Source organism: Stutzerimonas stutzeri, from assembly GCF_013522825.1.
GTDB classification, from domain to species: Bacteria; Pseudomonadota; Gammaproteobacteria; order Pseudomonadales; family Pseudomonadaceae; genus Stutzerimonas; species Stutzerimonas stutzeri_AK.
Genome location: NZ_JAAMQZ010000002.1, coordinates 173164 through 198095 on the forward strand (window position 1 = coordinate 173164; position 24932 = coordinate 198095).

27 protein-coding genes are annotated in these 24932 nt (G+C 62.0%); 4 read left to right on the plus strand and 23 right to left on the minus strand.

From position 1 onward, the window contains the following. Nucleotides 1–80: 80 nt before the first annotated feature. Nucleotides 81–1082: an NADP-dependent oxidoreductase gene (locus tag G7020_RS02385; protein WP_181082341.1), complete on the plus strand. Its 1002-nt coding sequence runs from the start codon at nucleotides 81–83 to the stop codon at nucleotides 1080–1082. Nucleotides 1083–1192: 110 nt separating this feature from the next. On the opposite strand, the gene pyrF is transcribed toward G7020_RS02385, so the two are convergent. Continuing rightward, nucleotides 1193–1903 carry an orotidine-5'-phosphate decarboxylase gene (gene pyrF / locus G7020_RS02390; protein WP_181082342.1) on the minus strand — a complete coding sequence of 237 codons (711 nt, stop codon included), beginning with the start codon at nucleotides 1901–1903 and terminating at the stop codon, nucleotides 1193–1195. A gap of 143 nt (nucleotides 1904–2046) precedes the next feature. Between pyrF and G7020_RS02395 the strand changes: the two genes are divergently transcribed. Further along, complete coding sequence (locus tag G7020_RS02395; RefSeq protein WP_181082343.1) at nucleotides 2047–2214, plus strand: DUF2897 family protein; 168 nt, start codon at nucleotides 2047–2049, stop codon at nucleotides 2212–2214. Nucleotides 2215–2217: 3 nt separating this feature from the next. On the opposite strand, the gene G7020_RS02400 is transcribed toward G7020_RS02395, so the two are convergent. From G7020_RS02400 to G7020_RS02425, 6 genes are all read right to left on the minus strand, one after another. Then, nucleotides 2218–3648 (minus strand): PLP-dependent aminotransferase family protein, encoded by a 1431-nt coding sequence (locus G7020_RS02400; RefSeq protein ID WP_181082344.1) that lies wholly within the window; start codon nucleotides 3646–3648, stop codon nucleotides 2218–2220. 147 nt (nucleotides 3649–3795) lie between these two features. Next, entirely contained in the window at nucleotides 3796–4593 is a 798-nt protein-coding gene (locus G7020_RS02405; RefSeq protein WP_181082345.1) for an OmpA family protein, read from the minus strand. Continuing rightward, entirely contained in the window at nucleotides 4590–4943 is a 354-nt protein-coding gene (locus G7020_RS02410) for a DUF4398 domain-containing protein (RefSeq protein ID WP_181082346.1), read from the minus strand. Before G7020_RS02410 ends, G7020_RS02405 begins: the two co-directional genes overlap by 4 nt. 22 nt (nucleotides 4944–4965) lie before the next feature. After that, on the minus strand, nucleotides 4966–5781 hold the full coding sequence (locus G7020_RS02415; RefSeq protein WP_181082347.1) for a substrate-binding periplasmic protein: 816 nt from the start codon (nucleotides 5779–5781) through the stop codon (nucleotides 4966–4968). Between the two features lie 129 nt (nucleotides 5782–5910). Then, the gene (locus tag G7020_RS02420) at nucleotides 5911–6840 is read right to left on the minus strand and encodes an electron transfer flavoprotein subunit alpha/FixB family protein (protein ID WP_181082348.1); all 930 of its coding nucleotides are present in this window, start codon (nucleotides 6838–6840) and stop codon (nucleotides 5911–5913) included. After that, the gene (locus G7020_RS02425) at nucleotides 6841–7590 is read right to left on the minus strand and encodes an electron transfer flavoprotein subunit beta/FixA family protein (RefSeq protein WP_181082349.1); all 750 of its coding nucleotides are present in this window, start codon (nucleotides 7588–7590) and stop codon (nucleotides 6841–6843) included. 330 nt (nucleotides 7591–7920) lie between these two features. On the opposite strand from G7020_RS02425, the gene G7020_RS02430 reads away from it, so the two are divergent. Further along, nucleotides 7921–9576, plus strand: coding sequence for an electron transfer flavoprotein-ubiquinone oxidoreductase (locus tag G7020_RS02430; protein WP_181082350.1), 1656 nt, complete (start codon nucleotides 7921–7923; stop codon nucleotides 9574–9576). A 408-nt stretch (nucleotides 9577–9984) separates the two neighbouring features. Here the strand turns inward: G7020_RS02430 and G7020_RS02435 are convergent, their stop codons facing one another. From G7020_RS02435 to G7020_RS02445, 3 genes are all read right to left on the minus strand, one after another. Then, nucleotides 9985–10551 (minus strand): DUF1285 domain-containing protein, encoded by a 567-nt coding sequence (locus tag G7020_RS02435; RefSeq protein WP_181082351.1) that lies wholly within the window; start codon nucleotides 10549–10551, stop codon nucleotides 9985–9987. A 9-nt stretch (nucleotides 10552–10560) separates the two neighbouring features. Continuing rightward, the gene (locus G7020_RS02440) at nucleotides 10561–11163 is read right to left on the minus strand and encodes a DUF4823 domain-containing protein (RefSeq protein WP_181082352.1); all 603 of its coding nucleotides are present in this window, start codon (nucleotides 11161–11163) and stop codon (nucleotides 10561–10563) included. Between the two features lie 339 nt (nucleotides 11164–11502). Further along, nucleotides 11503–12123 (minus strand): TetR/AcrR family transcriptional regulator, encoded by a 621-nt coding sequence (locus G7020_RS02445; protein ID WP_181082353.1) that lies wholly within the window; start codon nucleotides 12121–12123, stop codon nucleotides 11503–11505. Between the two features lie 73 nt (nucleotides 12124–12196). Here G7020_RS02445 and G7020_RS02450 point away from each other — a divergent pair, with 73 nt between their 5' ends. Continuing rightward, on the plus strand, nucleotides 12197–13330 hold the full coding sequence (locus G7020_RS02450) for an aminotransferase class V-fold PLP-dependent enzyme (protein WP_181082354.1): 1134 nt from the start codon (nucleotides 12197–12199) through the stop codon (nucleotides 13328–13330). Nucleotides 13331–13534: 204 nt separating this feature from the next. Here G7020_RS02450 and G7020_RS02455 read toward each other — a convergent pair whose 3' ends face one another. The 13 genes from G7020_RS02455 to rpmF all read right to left on the minus strand — a co-directional run bounded on the left by G7020_RS02455 (nucleotide 13535) and on the right by rpmF (nucleotide 24925). Continuing rightward, nucleotides 13535–14944, minus strand: coding sequence for an amino acid permease (locus G7020_RS02455; RefSeq protein WP_181082355.1), 1410 nt, complete (start codon nucleotides 14942–14944; stop codon nucleotides 13535–13537). A gap of 178 nt (nucleotides 14945–15122) precedes the next feature. Continuing rightward, nucleotides 15123–15908, minus strand: a complete 786-nt coding sequence (locus G7020_RS02460; RefSeq protein WP_181082356.1) for a TatD family hydrolase — start codon at nucleotides 15906–15908, stop codon at nucleotides 15123–15125. Between the two features lie 268 nt (nucleotides 15909–16176). Continuing rightward, complete coding sequence (locus G7020_RS02465; RefSeq protein ID WP_181082357.1) at nucleotides 16177–16533, minus strand: PilZ domain-containing protein; 357 nt, start codon at nucleotides 16531–16533, stop codon at nucleotides 16177–16179. 31 nt (nucleotides 16534–16564) lie between these two features. Then, on the minus strand, nucleotides 16565–17551 hold the full coding sequence (locus G7020_RS02470) for a DNA polymerase III subunit delta' (RefSeq protein ID WP_181082358.1): 987 nt from the start codon (nucleotides 17549–17551) through the stop codon (nucleotides 16565–16567). After that, nucleotides 17544–18176 carry a dTMP kinase gene (gene tmk, locus G7020_RS02475; protein ID WP_181082359.1) on the minus strand — a complete coding sequence of 211 codons (633 nt, stop codon included), beginning with the start codon at nucleotides 18174–18176 and terminating at the stop codon, nucleotides 17544–17546. The genes G7020_RS02470 and tmk overlap by 8 nt, the downstream gene beginning before the upstream one ends. Continuing rightward, complete coding sequence (gene mltG, locus G7020_RS02480; protein WP_181082360.1) at nucleotides 18173–19240, minus strand: endolytic transglycosylase MltG; 1068 nt, start codon at nucleotides 19238–19240, stop codon at nucleotides 18173–18175. The genes tmk and mltG overlap by 4 nt, the downstream gene beginning before the upstream one ends. Further along, complete coding sequence (pabC, locus tag G7020_RS02485; protein WP_181082442.1) at nucleotides 19237–20052, minus strand: aminodeoxychorismate lyase; 816 nt, start codon at nucleotides 20050–20052, stop codon at nucleotides 19237–19239. The genes mltG and pabC overlap by 4 nt, the downstream gene beginning before the upstream one ends. A gap of 2 nt (nucleotides 20053–20054) precedes the next feature. Further along, a complete protein-coding gene (gene fabF, locus G7020_RS02490) occupies nucleotides 20055–21299 on the minus strand; it encodes a beta-ketoacyl-ACP synthase II (protein ID WP_181082361.1) in 1245 nt (414 codons plus the stop codon). Nucleotides 21300–21487: 188 nt separating this feature from the next. Beyond that, entirely contained in the window at nucleotides 21488–21724 is a 237-nt protein-coding gene (gene acpP, locus G7020_RS02495; RefSeq protein WP_016493661.1) for an acyl carrier protein, read from the minus strand. A 191-nt stretch (nucleotides 21725–21915) separates the two neighbouring features. Then, nucleotides 21916–22659 (minus strand): 3-oxoacyl-ACP reductase FabG, encoded by a 744-nt coding sequence (gene fabG, locus G7020_RS02500; RefSeq protein ID WP_181082362.1) that lies wholly within the window; start codon nucleotides 22657–22659, stop codon nucleotides 21916–21918. Nucleotides 22660–22673: 14 nt separating this feature from the next. Next, complete coding sequence (gene fabD / locus G7020_RS02505) at nucleotides 22674–23609, minus strand: ACP S-malonyltransferase (RefSeq protein WP_181082363.1); 936 nt, start codon at nucleotides 23607–23609, stop codon at nucleotides 22674–22676. A 59-nt stretch (nucleotides 23610–23668) separates the two neighbouring features. Beyond that, complete coding sequence (plsX, locus tag G7020_RS02510) at nucleotides 23669–24739, minus strand: phosphate acyltransferase PlsX (protein WP_181082364.1); 1071 nt, start codon at nucleotides 24737–24739, stop codon at nucleotides 23669–23671. Between the two features lie 3 nt (nucleotides 24740–24742). Beyond that, a complete protein-coding gene (gene rpmF / locus G7020_RS02515; RefSeq protein ID WP_037021568.1) occupies nucleotides 24743–24925 on the minus strand; it encodes a 50S ribosomal protein L32 in 183 nt (60 codons plus the stop codon). Nucleotides 24926–24932: the final 7 nt, after the last annotated feature.

The following is a 24932-nucleotide window of genomic DNA, read 5'->3' on the forward strand; positions in this document are numbered from 1 at the left end:
CATTCCAGCCTGCCGGCTTTGCTTGCGCGGCTGCTACCGGACGGCTAAACCAAGGGTTTTGCAAACACGCAGAGGTTTCCATGAATCAGATCAACCGCCAGTTCCTGCTGGCCAGGCGTCCCGTCGGCACGCCCGGTCGTGACACCTTCGAATTCGTCGAGAAGCCTCTGGGCGAGCCCGGCCCGGGCCAGATTCTGGTCCAGGTACAATACCTGTCGCTGGACCCGGCGATGCGCGGCTGGATGAACGACGCCAAGTCCTATATCCCGCCAGTCGGCATCGGTGAAGTCATGCGCGCGCTGGGCGTCGGCAAGGTGATCGCCTCCCAGCATCCGGAGTTTGCCGAAGGCGACTACGTGAACGGTGCGCTGGGCGTACAGGCGTACTTCCTCGGCGAGCCGAAGGGCTTCTACAAGGTCGATCCGAACCAGGCGCCGCTGCCACGCTACCTTTCCGCACTGGGCATGACCGGCATGACCGCCTACTTCGCCCTGCTCGCCGTGGGCGAACCCAAGGCCGGCGAAACCGTAGTGCTCTCGGGGGCTGCGGGCGCGGTGGGCAGCGTTGCCGGGCAGATCGCGAAAATCAAGGGCTGCCGCGTGGTGGGCATCGCCGGTGGCGCCGACAAGTGCCGCTTCCTCACCGAGGAGCTCGGCTTCGACGCAGCCATCGATTACAAGAGCGAAGACGTGGCCGCGGGCCTCAAGCGCGAGTGCCCCAAGGGGGTCGACGTCTATTTCGACAATGTCGGCGGCGACATACTCGACGCCGTGCTGACACGCCTCAGTGTGGGTGCCCGCGTAGTGATCTGCGGCGCAATCAGCCAGTACAACAACAAGGAAGCGGTCAAGGGACCGGCGAACTACCTGTCGCTGCTGGTCAACCGCGCACGCATGCAGGGCATGGTGGTCACCGATTACGTTTCACGCTACCCGGAAGCCATGCAGGACATGGCCGGTTGGCTGCAAAGCGGCGAGCTGAAGAGCAAGGAGGACATCGTCGAAGGGCTGGAAACCTTCCCCGAGACGCTGATGAAACTCTTCACCGGCGGCAATTTCGGCAAGCTGGTGCTGAAGGTCTGACCCGCTCCCAGGCGCTTCTCGCGTTTCAGCCATCACGCCGTAGGGCTGAGTTTATTCATGAATGTGCAAGGCCGAATACATTCGGCCCTACGAGCCTTGCGGCATGAAGGTTATGCCAGGGAAGCAGAACCCAGTTCGGCCACCACGGCGGCCAGCGCCTGGGCCGGATCGGCGGCTTGGGCGATGGGACGCCCGATGACCAGATAATCCGAACCCGCCGCCATCGCCTCGGACGGCGTCAGGATGCGCCGCTGGTCATCGGCGGCGCTGCCGGCAGGGCGAATGCCCGGCGTCACCAGTTGCAGCTGCGCGAACTGCTCCTTCAGGGGTTGGGCTTCCTGCGCCGAACACACCAGTCCGTCCAGGCCGGCCTGCGCCGCCAGCCCGGCCAGGCGCAGGACCTGCTCCTGCGGCGGCAGATCCAGGCCGATACCGGCCAGGTCCGCCTGTTCCATGCTGGTCAGCACCGTCACGCCGATCAGCAGCGGCTGCGCCCCGTTCACCTTGTCCAGCGTCTCGCGACAGGCCGCCATCATCCGCAGGCCGCCCGAGCAATGCACATTGACCATCCACACACCCAGTTCCGCCGCCGCCTTGACGGCCATCGCCGTGGTGTTGGGAATGTCATGGAATTTCAGATCCAGGAACACCTCGAAGCCCTTGGCCTGCAAGGCTTCGACCACCTGCGGCCCGCAACGGGTGAACAGCTCCTTGCCGACCTTGACCCGACACAGCGTCGGATCGAGTTGCCCAGCCAGTGCCAGCGCGGCCTCATGGGAAGGAAAATCGAGCGCAACAATGATGGGCGTCTGGCAGGTCATGGCGAAGTCCTTGGCAAAATTCGGCGCGTATTGTCGCAGAAAACACCGAATGAAGCGCCGTCGAAACCCGCTACAGGTGACGCTGCCCTGCCCCCCGGCGTAAGGTGACAGACATCACCCTCCACATGGTTCAGGAGAAAAACATGCCTTGGTATATCTGGTTACTACTGGCCGTGGTGCTCGGCAGTATCGTCGGCGGCCTGCTGATGCTGCGCGCCGGCGCCCGCAAGATTCCGCTGACCGAAGAGCAAAAACAGCGCATCGCCCAGCGCAACGCCGAAGCGGATGCCGAGGATGCGCGCAACAGATAACACTCAAGCAGCCTGACGGCAGAGCTGCCCGGCGAGTTCGCCCAACCTCTTCAGCGCCCGCTCCGCTTCGACCGTCCAGGGCAATCCGCAATTGAGCCGCACACAGTGGTTGAACTGCTCGGTATTGCTGAAGATGAGCCCCGGCGCAATGCTGATCCCCTGCTGCAAGGCCAGGGTATGCAGGTCCTTGGTATTGATCCGCGCCGGCAGGCTGACCCAGAGGATGAAGCCGCCGGTGGGACGGGTCATCTGGGTGCCTTCGGGAAAATAGCGCTGCACCGCCAGCTGGAAGGCGCTGAGATTCTTGCGGTATTCCTGCCGGATGAAGCGCAGATGCCGGTCATAGCCACCATTTTCCAGGTAGGCGGCGACGCCCATCTGGGTGACGCTACAGGCCGAGTGGGTGCTGAAGGTCTGTAGTCGCTGGATCTCTTCGCGATAGCGACCAGGCACGATCCAGCCAATGCGCACGCCCGGAGACAGGGTCTTGGAGAAGCTCGAGCAATAGATCACCCGGCCCTCTCGATCATTGGACTTGAGCGCCCTGATCGGGCCTGACTCGAACATCAGCTCGCCATAGATATCGTCCTCGACGATCTGGATGTCGAACCGTGCCGCCAGCTTCAGCAGCTGCTTCTGCCGCACGTCAGGCATGCTGCCGCCCAGCGGATTGCTCAGGCGCGCGGTCAGCACCAGCGCCTTGATCGGCCACTGACTGGCAGCCAGCTGCAAGGCTTCGAGGCTCAAGCCGGTATCCGGATCGCAGGGAATCTCGATGACCTTCAGCCCGAGCAGATCGGCCAGTTGCAGCAGGCCGTAGTAGCTGGGCGATTCGGCGGCGATCAGGTCTCCGGGACGGGTCAGCACGCGCAGCGACATCTGCAGCGCATCGACACAGCCGTGGGTGATCACCACCTCATCCGGCCCGACCACCACGCCGGCGTCACGCATGCGAATCGCCACCTGGCGGCGCAGTGGCTCGTAGCCAGGGCTGAACATATAGCTGAAGGCCCGCGGGCTCTGGAAACGGGTGACCTTGGCCAGTTGCTGGTGCAATGCCCGCACCGGCAGGTAATCGACGTGGGGCACCGCCGCACCGAAGGGAATCAGGCCATCACGGCGCGACTCGCTGAGCACCAGGTTGATGATGCTGCTGCGGGTGACCAGTGCGGGGCGCTCGACCTGGGCGATATCCGGCGTCGGCGCCGTCAGGGCCGGGGTATGGTGCACATAGAAGCCGGACTGCGGTCGGGCCCGGATCATCCCCTGGTCTTCGAGATTGGCGTAGGCCTGCAACACGGTGGCGTGACTGACGTTCAGTTGCTGACTCAGCTTGCGTACCGAGGGCACACGCTCGCCCGGCAGGTAGACACCGCGGCGGATGTCCTCCGCGAGCTGATGTGCGATGCGCTGATAAAGCAACAGACTGGTCATTTCGTCGATCCCTGCCAACTGGACCATAACAGTAGTACAGCCCTGCCAGGCATGACCAGTACAGTTAAACAGCAACTCACCGACACAGTCGGTTACAGATCACTGAAAAGCCAGCCGAGCTGGTAGTACTTCGTTAAAAACAACCTGTCAGCGTGGGTTACCCAGGCGCCCCTCGGCATCGGAAAAGACGATCTCGACCCGGCGATTCTGCGCACGCCCTCGCGCCGATGCATTCTCGCTGATACGAAAGGCCTCGCCGTACCCCACGACGTCCATGCGCCCGGCCTCGATGCCCAGCTCCTCCAGGAAGTTGGCGACCACCTGGGCGCGGGAACGGGACAGCGCCAGGTTTTCCGCCGCGCTGCCGCGATTGTCGGTGTAGCCCTCGATACGCACCCTGCGCGCAGGGTTGAGCTGGAGAAAATGCGCCAGCTTGAGCAGCCGATGGTTGGCTGCCGCCCCCAGTTCGGCGCTGGAGGGTTTGAACAGCACATCCCCCAGGGTCATCACCAGGCCACGACCGGTTTCGGCTGCAGCGAGGCCGGCCATCTGATCTTCCAGCCACTGCCCCTGCTGGCGCATATCCAGCAAGCGGGCCTGCTGCAGGGTCTGGCGCAACCGCTCATGCTCCATTTCCAGCTGGGTGGCGCGGCGCTGGTTCTGCAACTGTTCGCCGTGCTGGCTGGCGATCTGACTGTAACGCTGACTGAGATAGGCGTAATGCAGGGCATCCTCGGCGTTGCCCGAATAATCGGCAAAGCGCTGGGCACGCTCCAGTGATTCCTCGGCACGCCGCACATCCATGGGCACATCGCCCACTACCTGCGGGTTTTCGCTGACGGCCTGGTACGCCAGGCGCGCCTCTCCCAGCGCCTGTCTCACTTCAGGACTCGTGCACCCCTGGAGCAAGCCCAGCGACAGCAACCCGACGACAAAAGGCTTCATTGCACCGCCCCCAACTGCTCACGTAGCTGGGCGATACGTCGATTCAGCTCCAGCAGTTGCAGCTGGCTCTTCTCGTTCAGCACCCTCGCCTCGGCCAGCCGCGCATCCAGTTCCGCCTGTTCGGCCCGCAGGCGCGCCTCACGGTAGCGCTCCCTTGCCATCGCGGCCTGGGCTTTGCCGAGTTTTTCTTCAGCCATGAGCAGTTCCGGCGTTTGCTCTGGAACGCCGACCGCATGCGCCTGAGCCACGGCCTGCTCACTGAGCTTCAACTGTTCATTCGGTGCCGGATCGCTGGCGCAGCCGCCGACTATGGCCAGCGACACGAGGATGCAGGAAAGGGATGTTCTCAAGCGCGTGTTCCCGAATAACAGGTTAGGGTTTCGGCTTTATCGACTGCTGCTTCCAGCGTTCGAGATTTTCCGCCAGCAATTGCTCCTCGACGCCAGCGGCGCGCAATTCTGTCATTTTTACCGCCAGCTGTCCGCGCAACCAGGGGCTGTTGCAGGCCGAGTCGTGGGCGACGGCGAAATGCATGCCACGCCCGGACACCGGCGGCTCCAGGCGCTGTACAGCGTCGAGAAGCCCCAGCGCACTCATCCGGGCCACGGCGTTGTAGCGTTCATGCAGCACATAATCGGCCTTTCCCGCCAGCAACTGCTGCACGGCCTCGGCCAGGCCAGGCGTCGAACGCAGGTGCAGGTTTTCCTTGGCGTACTGCTCGAAGTCACCAACAAATTTCGTCATGGCCCCATGAACCCCGGGACGCCCGTGCAGATCCTCGCGGCTGGCATAGAGAAAGCCCGGCTCGTTGCGAACCCAGGCCACCAATTGCAGGGAAGTAATCGGCGGATGGACGACATCCATGTGCTCAAGCGCCTGTCGGCTCAAGTCCGCATCGAGCAGCAGGTCCATCCTGCCGCTGCGCACTTCCTCGAAGGCCTTGTCGGCATTGCCCGCGTAGAGCACTTCAAGTTTCAGGTCGAGTGAGTCGGTGATTTTTTTCAGCAGATCGGCATTGGCGCCCATCAGCCGCTTGGGGTTCTGCGGATCTCGCCAGAGAAACGGCGGATTGTCCGCATTACCGGTGGCTATCAGCCGCTCGCACTTTCCTGCCGCCGCGCTGGCAGCTAGCGGAGCCGCCAGTGACAGCACAATCAAAGCGGATTTCAGCAGCAAAGCACAGCGCATGGAAAGCCTCGTCATGGATCGATGGAACCGGACGGCGATCTTAGCATTGCAACCGAGCGCCCAAGAAAAACCCGCTACGCGAGCGGGTTTTTCTGCAGCGCATTAGGGTCTGATCAACAGACCCTAATCTCAGACGAGCTTTTCCAGCTCCGGCACGATCTCGAACAGATCGCCCACCAGGCCGTAGTCGGCCACCTGGAAGATCGGCGCATCTTCGTCCTTGTTGATCGCGACGATCACCTTGGAATCCTTCATGCCCGCCAGGTGCTGAATGGCACCGGAGATGCCGACCGCGATGTACAGCTGCGGCGCGACGATCTTGCCGGTCTGACCGACCTGCATGTCGTTGGGCACGAAGCCGGCATCGACTGCGGCGCGGGAAGCGCCGACTGCGGCGCCCAGCTTGTCGGCCAGCGAGTACAGGTGCTTGAAGTTCTCGCCGTTGCCCATGCCGCGACCACCGGAGATGACGACCTTGGCGGCGGTCAGCTCAGGACGGTCGGACTTGGCCAGTTCTTCACCGGCGAAGGAGGAAATACCCTTGTCGCCAGTACCGGACACCTGCTCTACAGCAGCGGAACCACCTTCGGCATTGACCGGATCGAAACCGGTTGCACGCACGGTGATGACCTTGATGGCTGCCGTGGACTGTACGGTGGCAATGGCGTTGCCGGCGTAGATCGGGCGCTTGAAGGTATCGGGGCTCTCGACCGCAACGATCTCGGAGATCTGGTCGACATCCAGCTGTGCGGCCACGCGCGGCAGGAAGTTCTTGCCATTGGTGGTGGCGGCAGCCAGGACGTGGCTGTAGTTGGTGGCCAGATCGGCGATCAGTGGCGCGACGTTTTCCGGCAGCTGGTTGGCGTAGGCTGCGTCGTCGGCGACCAGCACCTTGGATACGCCCTCGATCTTGGCAGCCGCTTCGCCGATGGCGCCGCAGCCACTGCCGGCTACCAGTACATGGATGTCGCCACCGATGGCTTGGGCCGCGGCGACGGTATTCAGGGTCGCGGCAGCCAGAACGGCGTTGTTGTGTTCAGCGATAACCAGGATAGTCATTTAGATTACCTTCGCCTCGTTCTTCAGTTTCTCGACCAGTTCAGCCACGGACTTGACCTTGACGCCAGCGCTGCGCGCAGCGGGCGCTTCGACCTTGAGGGTCTTCAGAGTGGAGCTGGTGGTAACGCCCAGCGCATCTGGCGTCAGGGTTTCCAGCGGCTTCTTCTTGGCCTTCATGATGTTCGGCAGCGAGGCGTAGCGCGGCTCGTTCAGGCGCAGGTCGGTAGTGACGATCGCCGGCAGGTTCAGCGCGACGGTCTGCAGGCCGCCGTCGATTTCACGGGTGACATTGACCTTGTCGCCGGCGACTTCCACCTTGGAGGCGAAGGTGCCCTGGGCATAGCCGGTCAGCGCGCCGAGCATCTGCCCGGTCTGGTTGTTGTCGCTGTCGATGGCCTGCTTGCCGAGGATGATCAACTGCGGCTGCTCCTTGTCGACCACGGCCTTGAGCAGCTTGGCCACGGCCAGGGAGTTGAGCTCTTCAGTCGACTCGATCAGCACGCCGCGATCAGCACCCAGCGCCAGCGCGGTACGCAGCTGCTCCTGGGCAGCGGTCGGGCCGATGGTGACGACCACGATTTCATTCGCCACGCCCTTCTCTTTCAGGCGCACGGCTTCTTCCACGGCGATTTCGCAGAAGGGGTTCATCGACATCTTGACGTTGGCGAGGTCGACGCCGGAGTTGTCCGCCTTGACGCGAACCTTGACGTTGTAATCGACCACTCGTTTGACAGCTACGAGAATCTTCATGGATTCCTCTTACTCTCCGGTGATGGGGATTTCGCCGAGGCGAACCGAACTCGATTCGTGATACTGGCTGCAACCTGGCCGCCAGGCCTGTACGGCGAACGCAAAACTGCCCGTATCTTGAACGCTGGGCATTGGGCCGGTCAACAAAACATACAGCCCGTCACGGGGTACGGCAGGCCGATTCTAACAGGCTTCGGAAAAATTCAAACAAACGTTTGTATTGGACCCATCCGGGCGGCTATATATAATGCCAGCCCGGCTGGGTCAGGGAACCGATCACAGCCTCCTCCACCCTCTATAGAACAAACAAGCCTGAGTAGGAGAAAGCCAATGGAACGCGAATACATGGAATTCGACGTCGTCATCGTCGGTGCCGGCCCCGCGGGCCTGTCCGCTGCCTGCCGGCTGAAACAGAAAGCCGCCGACGCCGGCCAGGAAATCAGCGTCTGCGTCGTCGAGAAAGGCTCCGAAGTCGGCGCGCACATTCTATCCGGCGCGGTGTTCGAGCCGCGCGCGCTCAACGAGCTGTTCCCCAACTGGAAGGAACTCGAAGCACCGCTGAACACCGCGGTCAAGCGCGACGACATCTACCTGCTCAAGAATGCCGAATCGGCCAGCAAGCTGCCCAATGCATTCGTGCCCAAGACCATGCACAACGAGGGCAACTACATCATTTCCCTGGGCAACCTGTGCCGCTGGCTGGCGCAGCAGGCGGAAAACCTCGGCGTGGAAATCTACCCCGGCTTCGCCGCCCAGGAAGCGCTCGTCGATGAACAGGGCGTGGTCAGGGGTATTCTGACCGGCGATCTGGGCGTCGATCGCGAAGGCAATCCCAAGGAGGGCATGTACACGCCGGGCATGGAGCTGCGCGCCAAGTACACCCTGTTCGCCGAAGGCTGCCGCGGGCACATCGGCAAGCAACTGATCAGCCGCTTTCAGCTCAATGCCAACGTCGACCCGCAGCACTACGGCATCGGCATCAAGGAACTCTGGGACATCGATCCGGCCAAGCACGAACAGGGCCTGGTGGTGCATACCGCCGGCTGGCCGCTGGACGACGAGAACACCGGCGGCTCCTTCCTCTACCACATGGAGAACAACCAGGTCGTGGTCGGACTGATCGTCGACCTGTCCTACAGCAACCCGCACCTGTCGCCGTTCGACGAGTTCCAGCGCTACAAGCACCATCCGCTGATCAAGCAGTACCTGGAAGGCGGCAAGCGCGTCGCCTATGGCGCCCGTGCCATTTCCAAGGGCGGCCTGAATTCGCTGCCGAAGATGGTCTTCAAGGGCGGCGCGCTGCTCGGCTGCGATGCCGGCACGCTGAACTTCGCCAAGATCAAGGGCAACCACACCGCGATGAAATCCGGCATGCTCGCAGCCGAGGCTGTCGCCGATGCGCTGTTGGCGGGCAACGAGGGTGGCGACGAGCTGACCGCCTACGAAGAAGGCTTCAAGAACAGCTGGCTGTACGACGAGCTGTACAAGAGCCGCAACTTCGGCGCCGCGATTCACAAGTGGGGCGCGATCAAGGGCGGCGCATTCAACTTCATCGACCAGAACATCTTCGGCGGCAAGATTCCCTTCACGCTGCACGATACCAAGCCGGATCATGCCTGCCTGAAACTGGCCGACGAAGCGAAGAAGATCGATTATCCCAAGCCCGACGGCAAGCTCAGCTTCGACAAACTGAGCTCGGTGTTCCTCTCCAACACCAACCATGAGGAAGAGCAACCCGTTCACCTCAAGCTGACCGACCCGAGCATCCCGATCGACAAGAACCTGCCGATGTACGACGAACCGGCCCAGCGCTACTGCCCTGCGGGCGTCTACGAAGTGGTGGCCAACGACGACGGCAGCAAGCGCTTCCAGATCAACGCGCAGAACTGCGTGCACTGCAAGACCTGCGATATCAAGGACCCGGCCCAGAACATCACCTGGGTGGCGCCGGAAGGTGCTGGCGGCCCGAACTATCCCAACATGTAAACTGCAAAAAGGCTCCTTCGGGAGCCTTACTTTTGACTATGTCCCAGCTCTGTGTTGCGAGCACTCGAGGCGTGAGGAATCCCTTCGAATATCCGAGATGCAGGCTGTTGTAGGTCGAATTAGCCGAAGGCGTAATCCGACGATCCGACGGTGTAATGTGTCCATCCATGCCTGACAGCTCAGCATTTAACGCGCCTGGCCGCTCGCTTGTCGGGTCGGTGAAGCGTGACCCGACCTACCCGATGTAACGAACCGCCTGCGGGAGCGGTCGGGCGGCGTTCCGCTTCAGCCGCGAATTTCGCGGAGTGCTCTGGTCTAAAAACCGCTCCCACAAAAGCAGCGTTGCTCCACCAACACGTAACCGGGACAGAGCCTTTCCTTTATCTGATCAACTATTCAACCAGGCCGCTATTGCTGAGGCCCGATAGGGAAGCATCGCCCGTTGCTCCAGATACCCAGCCATTTCTCCCCCTCGATCTCGCACGGCACCGCCAGCTCCACCAGCTGGTAGAAGACGTTGCGATGGATCAGCGCTTCGAGGTTGGCGCGCACATGCACATAGGGCGCAGGCTCCTGGGTCGCCAGATCGATTTCGAAACGCAGCGGATGTTCCGGTCCGGCCTCGACCTCCTCCTCGACATTGGTGAAAAAGCGCAGCAACTGCGCCTCGCCCTGCCCCTCGGCTTCGAGCCGGACCGCCACGAAAGGCGCATCCTCGACCTGAATGCCGACCTTCTCGACCGGCGTCACCAGGAAATAGTCATCGCCGTCGCGGCGAATCACGCTGGAAAACAGCTGCACCATGGCCGGTCGGCCAATGGGCGTGCCCATGTAATACCAGCGACCGTCGCGGGCGATACGCATGTCCAGATCACCGCAGAATGGCGGGTTCCACAGATGCACGGGCGCCGGTCCTTTTTTCTCGCTCCGTGGAATCTGCCCCAGCAGGTTTGCAGCCTTGTCTGAATCAGTCATGGCAAGCCCTCAGCGAGCGGTACCCAGCAAACGCCGTGCATAATCGCGCAACGGCGGCCCCAGCAACTCTTCAGGCTGATGATCGTACAGCCCCAGCAGCCCGCCCCGACTGCGGATACGCGCGGTATCCACCAGATAGCGCGTTCCGGTTTCGACCAGCATCAGCTGCACCACGCTGCTGTCCACGCCAAGGCGATCCAGTGCGCGCTGGTCGTTCAGTTCGTCGAAACTGCCGATGCGATCATCCGCTGCGGCGAAACGCATGTACAGCAGGTAGTGGGCACCGACGGCTGCCGTCTGGGCCATCGCCTCTTCGAAGCCGAGCGGCTGGGCAGAACGACGCACCATGGGAAAATACTCGACGAAGCCCTTGAAGGCCTCCTCGGCGACCACGTTCGGGCGCGGATAGACATCCCCCGGCGGGACGAAATGGCCCTGGGCAATATAGATGAAGGAATCCGGCTGCAACCGCCAGGAGGCCGAGCGCCGGGTCTCGCTATGGTCGAGAATGCCGGCATCGCGCAGGTGATGACGCGTGCCTTCGGCCATGTCGCTGACCTTCATGCAGCCACCCAGCGCCAGCATGACCAGTACAACGCTCAACAATCGCATGTCACAGCCTCCTCAAGCGATGCCGGAATTCCGACGAGAGGCTCGTGCAATGCAGCAACCGAGCCATCTGGTCCGTAGCCTGCCGGCAGGCTGTTGAAAAACGTAGGCGAGGCAGGCAAGACAAGGCGAAAACAGGCGAGAAACGTAGCGCAGCGAAGTAACAGCCGCAGGCTGGCCCGCAGGGTGAGCGCAGCGAATCACGCGGAGTTTAGTGGCCTAAATGAGCAGTACTCACTTCGTTCGCCCTTCGGGCCGCGCTGAAGCGCGTTAGCCGCAAGCGGCTTGCCGAGCCTGTTTTCAACGCAGTATTGCCAACGCAGGTAGTTTTTCAATGGCCTGCTAGTCCCGCTTGCGCTTGTTACCCATCCGCACGCCAATATCCATCAGGAACTGGAAGAAGCCCTCCTGATCCTCCAGCACGTTGCTCCAGAACGGCGAGTGATACAGCGCCACGGCGCCATGCACCAGTGCCCAGGCGGCGCAGTAATGGAAGTATGGCGGTACGTCTTCCAGTTTGCCTTCGGCGATGCGGCCTTTGATCAGTTGGGTCAGGTGCTCGAAGTTCGAGGCGCGGATGCGGTGCAGCTCCTCGATCATCTCGGGCTCCTGATTGCCCTTGACCACTTTTTCTTCGAGACGGTCGAACAGGCGATAGCGTTGCGGGTCGCCCATGCGGAACTCGAAGTAGGCACGCGACAGCGCTTCCTTGTCCTGATCGAGGCTCGGCGAATGCAGCAACTCGTTGAGATCACGCTCGTAGTCGAGCATCAGCCGCAGATAGATCTCGGCCTTGGACTTGAAATGCTTGTAGATGGTGCCTTTGCCGATACCCACCTTGTCGGCGATCATCTCGACGGTAACGCTGTCTTCGCCCTGTTCGAGAAAGAGCTGAAGGGCGATATCGAGAATCTCCTGCTCGCGACGGCGGAATTCGCGGACCTTGCGCGGTTCAATTTGCATAAGAGGCTGCAACGTCAAAATCGGAAGCGGAACATTATGCCTATCCAGTCAGAAAATGCACGGAACAACACCAATGAGCACACTGAATGACGAATTTCCCCAGATCGAAGGCCTGCGTTACCTGAACCATGCCGCCGTCGCCCCCTGGCCACGCCGGGCAAGCGAAGCCGTGTCGCGCTTCGCCCGGGAGAACATGACGCTTGGCGCACGGGACTACCCGCAATGGCTGAAAGTCGAGACGAGCCTGCGCGGGCGACTGGCCAGGCTGCTCAATGCGCCATCCACGGCGGACATCGCACTGGTCAAGAACACCTCCGAAGCGCTGTCATTCGTCGCCTTCGGGCTGGACTGGAAGGCCGGCGACCAGATCGTCATCAGCGATGAGGAATTCCCCTCCAACCGGATCGTCTGGGAGGCTTTGCGACCGCAAGGCGTCGAGGTGATACGCGTCAGCCTCAAGGGCGCAGACCCCGAAGCCGCGCTGCTGGCCGCCTGCGGTCCGAAGGTGCGCCTGATGGCCATCAGCGCCGTGCAGTACGCCAGCGGCCTGCGCCTGGACCTGCCGCGTCTTGGTGAAGGCTGCGAGCAGCGCGGCGTGTTGCTGTGTATCGATGCGATCCAGCAACTGGGTGCCCTGCCCTTCGACGTCCGCCAGAACCGCTGCGCCTTCGCCATGGCCGATGGCCATAAATGGCTGCTGGGTCCCGAGGGGCTTGGCGTCTTCTATTGCCGCAGCGATCTGCGCGCCCGCCTGAAACTGCACGAGTACGGCTGGCACATGCTCGAACACGCCGGCGATTACGACCGCGAGGACTGGGAACCGGCACGCAGCGCACGCCGCTTCGAATGCGGCAGCCCGAATATGCTCGCCAGCATGGCGCTGGAGGCGAGTCTTTCACTGCTGGAAGAGATGGGCATGGAGAAGGTGGAGCAGGGACTGTCCAAGCGGATCGATCATTTGCAACGCGAATTGTCGGCCATGTCGGGAGTCGAGCTGCTGAGCCCCGCCGATCCTCGCCGACGCGCCGGCATCCTGACCTTCAGAATCGACGGATGGGACAATCAGGCCCTGTTCGAGCGACTGAAATCGGAACAGATCGTCTGTGCGCAGCGCGGCGGCGGCATACGCTTTTCACCGCACTTCTATACCCGAACCGAAGTCATCGAACAGGCCCTGGCAATCATTCACGGCCTGAAAGCGATATGAGCTATCAAAGGCAGCGATCAATAGTCCCGGTGGCTATTCCAAATCCGTTTTAAAAACGCGCCAATTGCCCTGCAAACTCGTCGATAGCGATCAATACTTCCCTTACTGGTCGTGCCCTCCCCCCAAAGCACGACCAGTTGAGGGAGCGAGGAACGTGACCTCAAACTCCTAATGGTCTTGACCCGGCTCTGCGCCGGGTTCTTTTTATCCGCTGAACGAGCGACTCGTCCCGGCACGCCGGGCAAGACGCAGGCGGAAGCAGAACCAGATGAACAGCACCCAGAACGGGATCGCCATTATCGAGACGCGCAACCCCGGCATCGAAAGCATGATCAGTGCGATAAAGGCCACGAAAGCCAGGCACAGGTAGTTGCTGAAGGGGTAGCAGAACGACTTGAAGGATGGCTCGACGCCCTGCGCCATCATCGCCTTGCGGAACTTCAGGTGCGCGAGGCTGATCATGGCCCAGTTGATCAGCAATGCCGCCACCACCAGCGACATCAGCAGTTCCAGCGCGCCTTGCGGCAGCAGGTAATTGACCACTACGCAGAGCAGGGTCATCAGCCCCGAAAAGGCAATCGCCAGCACCGGTACGCCGCGACGATTCACCCGCATCAGCGCCCGCGGCGCATCACCCTGCTCGGCCAGTCCGTAAAGCATCCGGCTGTTGCAATACACACCGCTGTTGTAGACCGAAAGCGCCGCCGTCAGCACCACGAAATTGAGGATATGCGCCGCAGTATCGCTGCCGATCAGTGAAAAAATCTGCACGAAGGGACTGCTGCTGTAGGGATCGCCCGCCGCCCCCAGGGTTTGCAGCAGACTATCCCAGGGGTACAGGGCCAGCAGCACGCTCAAGGCCCCGATATAGAAAATCAGAATACGGTAGACGACCTGATTGATGGCCTTGGGTATCACGGTCTTGGGGTCGGATGCCTCGGCGGCGGTGATGCCCACCAGCTCCAGCCCGCCAAAGGAAAACATGATGATCGCCAATGCCATCACCATCCCGCTGATGCCGTTGGGAAAGAACCCACCGTGCGTCCACAGATTACTGAAGCTGGCCTGATCGCCACCCCGACCACTCAGAAGCAGATACAACCCCAGCACGATCATGCCGACAATCGCGCCAACCTTGATGATCGCGAACCAGAACTCGGCTTCGCCGAACGCCTTGACGTTCGCCAGATTGATCAGGTTGATCAGAATGAAAAATGCCGCAGCCGTGGCCCAGGTCGGCACTTCCGGCCACCAGAACTGCACATATTTGCCGACCGCCGTCAGTTCGGCCATGCCCACCAACACGTAGAGCACCCAGTAGTTCCAGCCCGAGAGAAAGCCTGCATAGGGCGTCCAGTACTTGTGCGCAAAGTGACTGAAGGAGCCGGCGACGGGCTCTTCAACGATCATCTCGCCCAACTGGCGCATGATCAGAAAGGCGATCAGGCCACCAATGGCGTAGCCTAGGATCATCGAAGGTCCGGCACTGCGCAGCACGCCTGCCGACCCCAGGAACAGCCCCGTGCCGATGGCGCCACCCAGCGCAATCAGCTGGATATGCCGGTTTTTGAGGCCCCGCTGCAGAGTGCCGGGAAGCGGCGTGTCGCTGGACATGGCACAACCTATTTCTGAAAAAGTAGCGTCCCGCCTTGCCAGGCAGGAGGAAAGACTGGAACTGCACACCGGTCCTGAAACGATCTACCAGGCGATATGAGTACCAAAGCGGCGCGAATTGTACAGGCTGCCGGCCAGGACGGCCTGCGTCATGACGTTGCGTTTTGTCGGAGCCTGGTCAGACAGCAACCCGCGCCAGAGGAAACAGCCGCCGGAAATTATCGGTGGTCTGCTCACTCAGCTGCTCGAAATCGACGCTACGAAGCTCGGCCAGGAACTGCGCCACCTCGCGCACGTACTGCGGCAGGTTCGGCTTGCCCCGGTGCGGGATCGGCGCCAGATAGGGCGAATCGGTTTCCACCAGCAGGCGATCGGGCGGCACCCGCCGTGCAACGTCACGCAGGGCATCGGCGTTGCGAAAGGTGACGATACCCGAGAATGAAATGTAGTAGCCCAGATCGAGCGCAGCCCTGGCCATGTCCCAGTCCTCGGTGAAACAGTGCAGCACGCCTGCCTGGGGCAACGCCGCTGCGCGCAGCAGCTCCAGCGTATCGCCACGCGCGGCGCGGGTATGCACGATCACCGGCTTGCCACAGGCGCTGGCCGCCTGCAGATGGAGCCTGAACGAGCGCTGCTGCAGCTCGGCGGCTTCCGGCTCGTAGTGGTAATCGAGCCCCGTCTCGCCGATGGCCACCACATGCGGATGCTCCAGTTCGGCCAGCAGCCAGTCGAACGCAGGCTCGGCGTTCGGCGCCAGATCCAGAGGATGCACACCCACCGAGCAATCGACATCCGCATAACGCTCCGCCAGCGCTTTTACGGCTGCCGCATTGTCGGCACTGACACCAATGCAGAGAAAATGCCCGACGCCACGCTGCCGCGCAGCCTCCAGCGCGGCATCAAGAGAGCCCTCGTGCGCGGTGAGATCGAGTCGATCAAGATGACAGTGGGAGTCGATGAGCATTCGTCGTCACAGCTTGGCAGGGAAGCCGGGGAGTATAGCGGAAAGCTGGAGGCTGGAGGCTGGAGGCTGGAGGCTGGAGGCTGGAGGCTGGAGGCTGGAGGCTGGAGGCTGGAGGCTGGAGGCTGGAGGCTGGACAGCGTGCGGTCTAATGTCAAAACTCCGTCAAGCTTTTTCGTCCAGCCTTCCAGCTTCAAGCGCTCTATCGGCTTTTCTCGTCCAGCCTCAAGCACTTCTATCGGTTTTTCTCGGCTTTTCCCGGCTTTACGCCTTACATCGTATGCGTCGGACGGTCGGACTTCATCGCGCCGGCCAGGTAGGTTTCGATCTTGTTGCGGGCGGTGGTGTCGCCCTCGCTGAACTGCACGCCGACGCCTGCGGCGCGGTTGCCCTGGGCGCCTTTCGGGGTGATCCAGACGACCTTGCCGGCGACTGGAATCTTCTCCGGCTCGTCCATCAGGCTCAGCAGCATGAAGACCTCATCGCCGAGATTGTAGCTCTTGTTGGTAGGAATGAACAACCCGCCATGCTTGATGAACGGCATGAAGGCGGCATAGAGCACCGACTTGTCCTTGATGGTCAGGGACAGGATGCCGTTACGCGGACCGAGATTTGCAGGCAGGCTCATGGAATGTTCCTAGCAAAAGACCGGATGGAGTCTAACGCGCCCCAGGCAGGCTTGCCCACTGCACCAGCAACGCTTCGAGAAGCAAGACACGGTTGAGGTTGGCTTTGCCCAATACCTTCTGTCGATGGGCCAGCAACCAGTCCTGCAACGCCAGCAGCTTTGCCGGTGTGGTTTTCTGCGCCAGGTACTGGATCACCCTGGACATATCGTCTGCGCCAAGCCCCTGTTCATCCTCGCTCATCTGGTAACGCAGGATCAGGTGCGCCCACTCGCAGAACCAGTCGAACAACAGGATCAGCGACAGCGGGTTCCAGGCTTCCGCCAGCTGGCTGGGCGATTGCTGCTGTTTAAGCAGCTTCTTTATCCCCTCCACGACCTGCGCGCGCATTTCGAGCACGCCCAGGCCATGCAGTCGGCACGCCGCCAGGGGCGAGCCCGCCGCCAGTGTCAGCAGCTCCTCGCGTTGCTCGACGGGCAGCTCGGGCAGCTGCTGAGCGAGCCAGTCGAGGCTTTGCCCACGCGCCGGCAAGGGGCAGGCCTGCTGCACACAACGGCTTCTGATGGTCGGCAGCAGTCGGCTCGGCTGGTGAGTGATCAGCAGCAGCACGGTATCGCCAGCGGGCTCTTCGAGGCTCTTGAGCAGTGCATTGGCCGCGTTGAGGTTCATCGCCTCGGCCGGTTCGAGCAGCACCACCTTGCGCCCGCCAAGCTGCGCAGTCTGGGTCACGAAAGCAACCAGTTGGCGCACCTGATCGACCCGAATCGCCTTGTCGACCTCTTCCGGTTCGAGGATGTAATGATCGGGATGGGTCTGTGCGGCGAGCAACTGGCAACTCCGGCAATTACCGCAGGCGCCGGCTGCCGATGGCTGTCGACACAGCAACAGCGCCATCAATTGCTCGGCCAGGGCGCGCTTGCCGATACCCGCCGGCCCATGCAGCAGGTAGGCATGGGCGTGTTGCTGACGGCCCGCCAACAGTTGCCACAGACCGGCCTGCCAGGGAAGGATGTCAGCCACCGATGCGCTCCAGTATCTGTGGCAGCAGTGCCTGCAGATCGCGCTGCACCGCCGCCAGCGGTTGTCCGGCATCGATCACCCGATAGCGCGCCGGCGCCTGGCGAGCACGTTCGAGATAGGCATTGCGCACGGCTTCGAAGAAGCCCAGCCCCTCCTGCTCGAAACGATCGAGACGCCCACGTGCCGCCGCACGGCTCAGGCCGATTTCGACCGGCAGGTCGAAAATCAGCGTCAGGTCCGGGCGCAACTCGCCCTGCACGAAGTTTTCCAGTTGCTCGATGCGCTGCAGGGGCAGGCCGCGACCGCCCCCCTGATAGGCATAGGTCGCATCGGTGAAACGATCACACAGCACCACCGCGCCCCGTGCCAGAGCCGGGCGAATGACCTGTTGGATATGCTGCGCGCGCGCGGCGAATACCAGCAGCAGTTCCGTATCACTGGCCATCGGCTCATCGGCCGGCACCAGCAGAATCTCGCGAATACGTTCGGCCAGTGGCGTACCGCCCGGTTCACGGGTCAGCACGACATCGATGCCGCGCTCACGCAGATATTCGGCGATGAATTCGCGATTGGTGCTCTTGCCCGCGCCCTCTGGCCCCTCCAGGGTGATGAAGCATCCTGTCACTGGCTATTCTCGCTTGGCGCCGGCACTTGCCGGGGTGGTGGACTGGACCGGTAATCGGCACGACGCTTGAGCTGGTATTCGCGCACCGCCCGATTGTGCTCGGCCAGCGTATTGCTGAACACATGGCTGCCGTCGCCACGCGCCACGAAGTACAGACTGGTGCCTTCCATCGGATGCAGGGCAGCGTGAATCGCCTCGCGACCGACCATGGCGATGGGCGTGGGCGGCAGGCCGGCATTGGTGTAGGTGTTGTAAGGCGTCGGCTTGCGCAGGTCGGCACGGGTAATGCGACCGCGATAGCTTTCACCCATGCCGTAGATCACCGTCGGGTCGGTCTGCAACAGCATGCCGCGCGCGAGACGGCGCACGAACACACCGGCAATCTCGCCGCGTTCGGAAGGTACGCCGGTTTCCTTTTCGATGATCGAGGCCATGGTCAGGGCTTGGTAGGGGTCTTTATAAGGCAAGCCCTCGCTGCGCCCCTGCCATTCCTCGGCCAGTACGCTTTCGAGTCGGCTAAAGGCCCGCCGCAGCAATTCGATATCGGCCACGCCACGGGTGAAGCTGTAGGTGTCGGGAAAGAAGCGCCCTTCCGGGTGCAGCTCGGCATGACCGAGTCGTGCCATGACCTCGTGGTCGGACAGGCCGGCGAGAGTCTGCTCAATCAGGGACGAAGCCTGCAGCGCCGCACGCAGCTGGCGGAAATTCCAGCCCTCGACAATGGTCAAGGTGTGCTGAACGACCTCGCCACGCTGCCACAGCCCGATCATCTCGCCCACGGTCATGGCCGGAAGCAGGCGGTATTCTCCGCTGTGCAGATTCTGCCCAGACAGATTCAGCCGCCAGTGCAGGCGCAGCCAGAACGCATCCCGCAAAACACCTTCGCGCTCCAGTCGCTGAAACACACCACTGGGCGTATCCCCGGTTTTGACTTCCAGCAGACGCACATCGTCGAGCTGAAGCGGCTGCTCCAGCGCGGCGTGAAGTTTCCAGGCAACCAGGCCGAACGCCAGCGCCGCGAGCAGCACCACGCCCAGCAGCGCCAAAGACAGTTTTCGAATCACGTACCACTCGACAGATCGGTAATCAGGCCCTGCAGTTTACGTGTGAGCGCACCTACCGGCCAGACATGGGTGTGCAGCTGGCGCACGGGCCAGATGCCGTAAAGGCTGTTGCAGACGAAGATTTCCTCAGCCCCGAGCAGCCGTTCAAGCGTGATATCGCAGACCTGGGTTCGTATTCCCGCACGCTGTGCGCGCTCGAGTATTTCAGCGCGCATGACACCCGCGACACCGCAACGCTCAAGCGATGGCGTTTGCAGCACGCCTTGCGAACCCAGGAAAATATTGCTGAACACCCCCTCGATGACGCGCCCCGACATATCGCACATCAACCCTTCGGCACAGGCCGAAGCCTGCCATTCAGCACGGGCCAGCACCTGCTCCAGGCGATTGAGATGCTTCAAGCCCGCCAGCGCCGGCTGCTCGGCCAGACGCGTGACACAGGGATACAGACGCACGCCATGCGCGGCATACTCGCGAGGGTAGTCAGGGGCTGGCGAGCCCAGCAGCACCGTGCGCGGCTGGCCGGGTTGCGGTGGCGCATAGCCGCGCTGGCCATCGCCCCGAGTGAGCACGAGCTTGGCGACGCCGTCGCCGAGCGCGGAACTGAATGCGAGGATCTGCGTGCGCAGGTTCGCCAGGTCGCAGGGAATACCCAGGCGCTGGCAGCCGTTGTCGAGTCGCTGAAGGTGCCGATCCAGCAATTGCGGTTGCCGGGCGATGACCCTGATGGTTTCGAACAGGCCATCGCCGTAGGCGAAGCCACGATCATGGACGGGCACTCCGCCAGCGGGTTGCCCGTCCACCCAGGTCAATGTCACTCGGTGAACCGACTGAACACCAGCGAACCGTTGGTGCCGCCAAAACCGAAGGAGTTCGACAGCGCGACGTCGATCTGCCTTGGCTTGGCCTCGTGCGGGACGAAGTCCAGGTCGCAGCCTTCATCCGGTTCGTTGAGGTTGATGGTCGGCGGCGCCACCTGATCACGAATGGCCAGGATACTGAAGATCGCCTCGACCGCACCCGCGGCACCCAGCAGGTGCCCTACCATGGACTTGGTCGAACTGACCGACAGCTCATAGGCATGGCTGCCGAAGACCGTCTTGATCGCCGCCGCTTCGGCCTTGTCGCCGGCTGGCGTAGAGGTACCGTGGGCGTTGATGTAGTGCACCTGTTCAGGATCGATCCGGGCATCCTGAATGGCATTGCGGATGCAGCGCGCGGCGCCGGCGCCGTCTTCCGGCGGCGAGGTCATGTGGAAGGCATCGGCGCTCATGCCGAAACCGATCAGTTCGGCATAGATCTTCGCACCGCGAGCCCGCGCATGTTCCAGTTCTTCCAGAACCAGGGAGCCTGCGCCATCGGACAGGACGAAACCATCACGCCCCTTGTCCCAGGGCCTGCTGGCCGTTGTCGGGTCGTCGTTGCGCGTGGACAAGGCCCGGGCAGCGGCAAAGCCACCGATGCCCAGTCCGCAGGCGGCCATTTCCGAGCCACCGGCGATCATCACGTCAGCTTCGCCATAGGCAATGTTGCGCGCCGCCATGCCGATACAGTGCGTACCTGTGGTACAGGCCGTGGCAATGGCGTAGTTGGGGCCTTGCAAGCCCAGATGGATCGAGAGGAAGCCCGAGACCATATTGATGATCGAGCCCGGCACGAAAAAGGGTGAAATGCGCCGCGGCCCTTGTTCGATCAGAGCCTTGCAGCTGTTTTCGATATTGGTCAGGCCGCCGATACCGGAGCCCATGGCAACCCCGATGCGCTCGCGATTGGCATCGCTGATCTCCAGCCCGGAATCACGCACGGCCTGGAAACTGGCAGCCAGGCCGTACTGGATGAAGAGATCGAGCTTGCGCGCCTCTTTGGCCGGCAAGTACTGCTCGACATCGAAATTCTTGATCGATCCACCAAAACGGGTGGCATAAGTGGAAAGATCCATGTGTTCTATCAGGCCGATGCCACTGCGACCGGCGAGAATCCCCTGCCAGCTGCTTGGCACATCGTTACCCAGTGGCGATAACATGCCCATCCCGGTGATGACGACGCGTCTACGCGACACAGCAATTCTCCTTACGTTTGCTTGTTGCCCGACCTGCTCCGCTGGCAATCGCAACGGACGAGAGAGCATCCTTCACAGAGGCCGCTCGCATGGGCGCGATCCGCTGCATTTAATCTGATTTTCAAACAAAAGCCGCACTACCCGTTCAAAGGCAGTGCGGCTTTACTGACTCGAAGCAGGATTACAACTTACTGCGCGTGCGCGTTGATGTAATCGATGGCTTCTTGAACAGTGGTGATCTTCTCGGCTTGCTCGTCCGGGATTTCGGTCTCGAATTCCTCTTCCAGAGCCATCACCAGCTCAACGGTGTCAAGGGAGTCGGCACCCAGGTCTTCGACGAAGGAAGCGCTGTTGGTGACTTCATCTTCCTTGACGCCAAGTTGCTCGGCAACGATTTTCTTGACGCGTTCTTCGATGGTGCTCATACCTTGTTTTCACTCCTATGGAAAAATCCAGGCAGCTGGTCTGCGCGGTAGTGTATAGAAAGCGTTTTCCGCATTTCAAGCTGAAAGCGGGCAAGCATGAGCCTGCTTTCAACCTTATGTCTATAAACACACCGCAGTTTTATAACGAATCAATCAGCCGTTATGGCTGTATACATGCGTTGGGCGACGCATCAGCTCATGTACATGCCGCCATTCACCGGAACCGTGGCCCCGGTAACATAGGCAGCACCATCAGAAGCCAGAAAAGCGACGACCTTGGCAATTTCTTCCGCCTGTCCGAGACGACCCAGAGGAATCTGTCCCAGTAGCGCGTCACGCTGAGCCTCAGGCAGCTCACGCGTCATGTCGGTATCGATGAAACCCGGCGCCACGGCATTGACCGTGATACCGCGCGAGCCCACTTCACGAGCCAGCGCACGACTGAAACCTTCGAGGCCAGCCTTGGCTGCGGCGTAGTTTACCTGTCCCGCGTTGCCCATGGCACCCACTACGGAACCAATGCTGATGATCCGCCCCCAGCGCGCCTTGGTCATGCCGCGCAGTACACCCTTGGTCAGGCGATAGAGGCTGTTGAGATTGGTATCGATCACATCGTTCCATTCGTCGTCTTTCATGCGCAGCATCAGATTGTCACGGGTGATGCCGGCGTTGTTGACCAGAATGGCGGGCTGGCCCAGGTGCTGCTGAATATGTTCAAGGGTGCTCGCCACGGACTCGTCGTTAGTCACGTCCAGCACCAGACCGGCGCCTTCGATACCGTTATCCCGAAGGGTTTCAGCAATGCGCTCGGCCCCCGCAGGAGAAGTCGCGGTACCAATCACGATGGCGCCTTGGCGACCGAGCTCCAGCGCCACAGCCTGGCCGATGCCTCGACTGGCGCCTGTCACCAGCGCAATCTTGCCTTGCAGATTCATAGTGTTCTCCTTGTTCATGCCAGCGCGCCACGGGTGGCGGCAAAGGCATCGGGGGTGTCGAGATTGTAGGTGTTGATGCCCTTGACGCAACGCTTGTTGAGCCCCGACAGCACCTTGCCCGGACCACATTCGACCAGCTCGGTCACGCCACGCTCACCCAGGGCCACAATGGTTTCGACCCAGCGCACCGGGCTGTAGAGCTGAGCCAGCAGGTCGCGCTTGAGCACATCGAGATCCTCGACGATCGCCGCGCTGACATTCTGTACCAGCGCAATCTCGGGCTCCTGCCAGGCCGCCGCAATCAGCGAGTCGGCAAAGCGCTCCGCCGCCGGGCGCATCAGGTCGCAATGCGACGGCACACTGACCGGCAACGGCATGGCGCGCTTGGCGCCCCTGGCCTTGCAGGCTTCGATGGCGCGCTCGACCGCGGCAGCGGAACCGGCGATCACCACCTGCCCTGGGGCATTGAAATTGACCGCGCTGACCACCTCGCCCTGCGCCGCCTCGGCACAGGCAGCCAGCACGTCGGCATCTTCCAGACCCAGGATCGCCGCCATGCCGCCCGTACCCGCAGGCACCGCCTGCTGCATCAGTTGACCACGCAGCTCGACCAGCTTCACCGCATCGGCGAACGGCAGGCTGCCGGAAGCGACCAGTGCGCTGTACTCGCCAAGGCTGTGGCCGGCGACGAATGCCGGACGCGCGCCACCTTCGGCCAGCCAGAGGCGCCACAGCGCGATGGAGGCCGCGAGAATGGCCGGCTGGGTCTTGTCGGTCTGGTTCAGTTGTTCCTGCGGGCCTTGCTGGGCAAGCGCCCACAGGTCGTAGCCCAGCGCGGAAGAGGCTTCGGCGAAGGTTTCCAGTACCAGCGCCTGGGTGCCGTACTCGGCGAGCATACCCACGGACTGGGAGCCCTGCCCCGGAAAGACGAATGCAAGTGATGCGGACATGAAACAGCTCTCTTGTTGTGGTTCGTCAAAAGAATGCGCCATGCCGGCGCTTCGAATTCTCAGTTGGATGGCAAGCCATCGACTGTGGTCACATCAGTGCCGCCAGCAAACGACTGACCGGTCACGAGCAGACGCTCCAGTCTACTGTGCAATTGCTCCGGCAGGTTATGCCGGACATCTTCCGCCGCGCGCCGGATGGCCGACCGAAAGCCTTCCCTGCCGGCACCGCCATGGCTTTTCACGACGATGCCCTGCAACCCCAGAAAGCTCGCTCCGTTGTATTGCGCCGGACTCATGTCGGCACGCAGCTGGCGCAACAGCGGCAGCGCAAGCACGCCCAGCAGGCGCGACAACAGCGAGCGCCGACACAATGCCTCGACTCGCGAGGACACCAGCTGCGCCAGGCCCTCGGTGGACTTGAGCAGAATATTGCCGACAAAGCCGTCGCAGACGACCACGTCGGCTTCCCCCCGGAAGAGTCCGTCACCCTCGATAAAGCCGCTGTAGTCGAGATCAACCGCCTGCTGCAGCAACACCGCCGCCGCCTTGACCTGCTGATTGCCCTTGATCGCCTCGGTGCCCACGTTGAGCAGCGCCACCCGTGGTCGCTCGACCCCCAGAGTCTGCGCCGCGACCGAGCCCATCACGCCAAACTGGTAGAGCTGCCCGGCACTGCAGTCCACGTTCGCCCCCAGATCGAGCAACAGGCAGGAGCCGTCGCGCGTCGGAATGGCGGTCGCCATGGCCGGGCGATCGATGCCCGGCAGGGTCTTCAGCACATGCCGGGCCAGCGCCATCAGAGCGCCGGTGTTGCCGGCACTGACGCAGGCCTGGGCCTGGCCGTCACGCACCAGCTCAAGGGCCACGCGCATGGACGATCGAGGCTTGCCACGCAAGGCCTGGGTCGGTCGCTCATCCATCCCGACGACCTCATCGGCCTCGACGATTTTCAGACGCGCAGCATCCACCCGCCCATATCGGGAGACGATTTCTTCAAGGATGGAGGTTTGGCCGACAAGGACCAGGTGCAGCGAGGGCGTTTCAGCCAGACAGTCGAGACTGGCCGGAACAATGCGGTGAGGACCGAAGTCCCCACCCATTGCATCGATCGCGATGATCGGAGCGGACAAGGTTTACTCGTCAGCGCCCTTGTCGATCACCTTGCGACCGCGGTAGAAACCTTCCGGGGAAACATGGTGGCGCAGGTGAACTTCACCGGTGCTCTTTTCCACGGACAGGGCGTTCGGCACCAGTGCGTCGTGGGAACGGCGCATATCGCGGGCGGAACGGGATTTTTTGTTCTGCTGAACAGCCATTGGGATC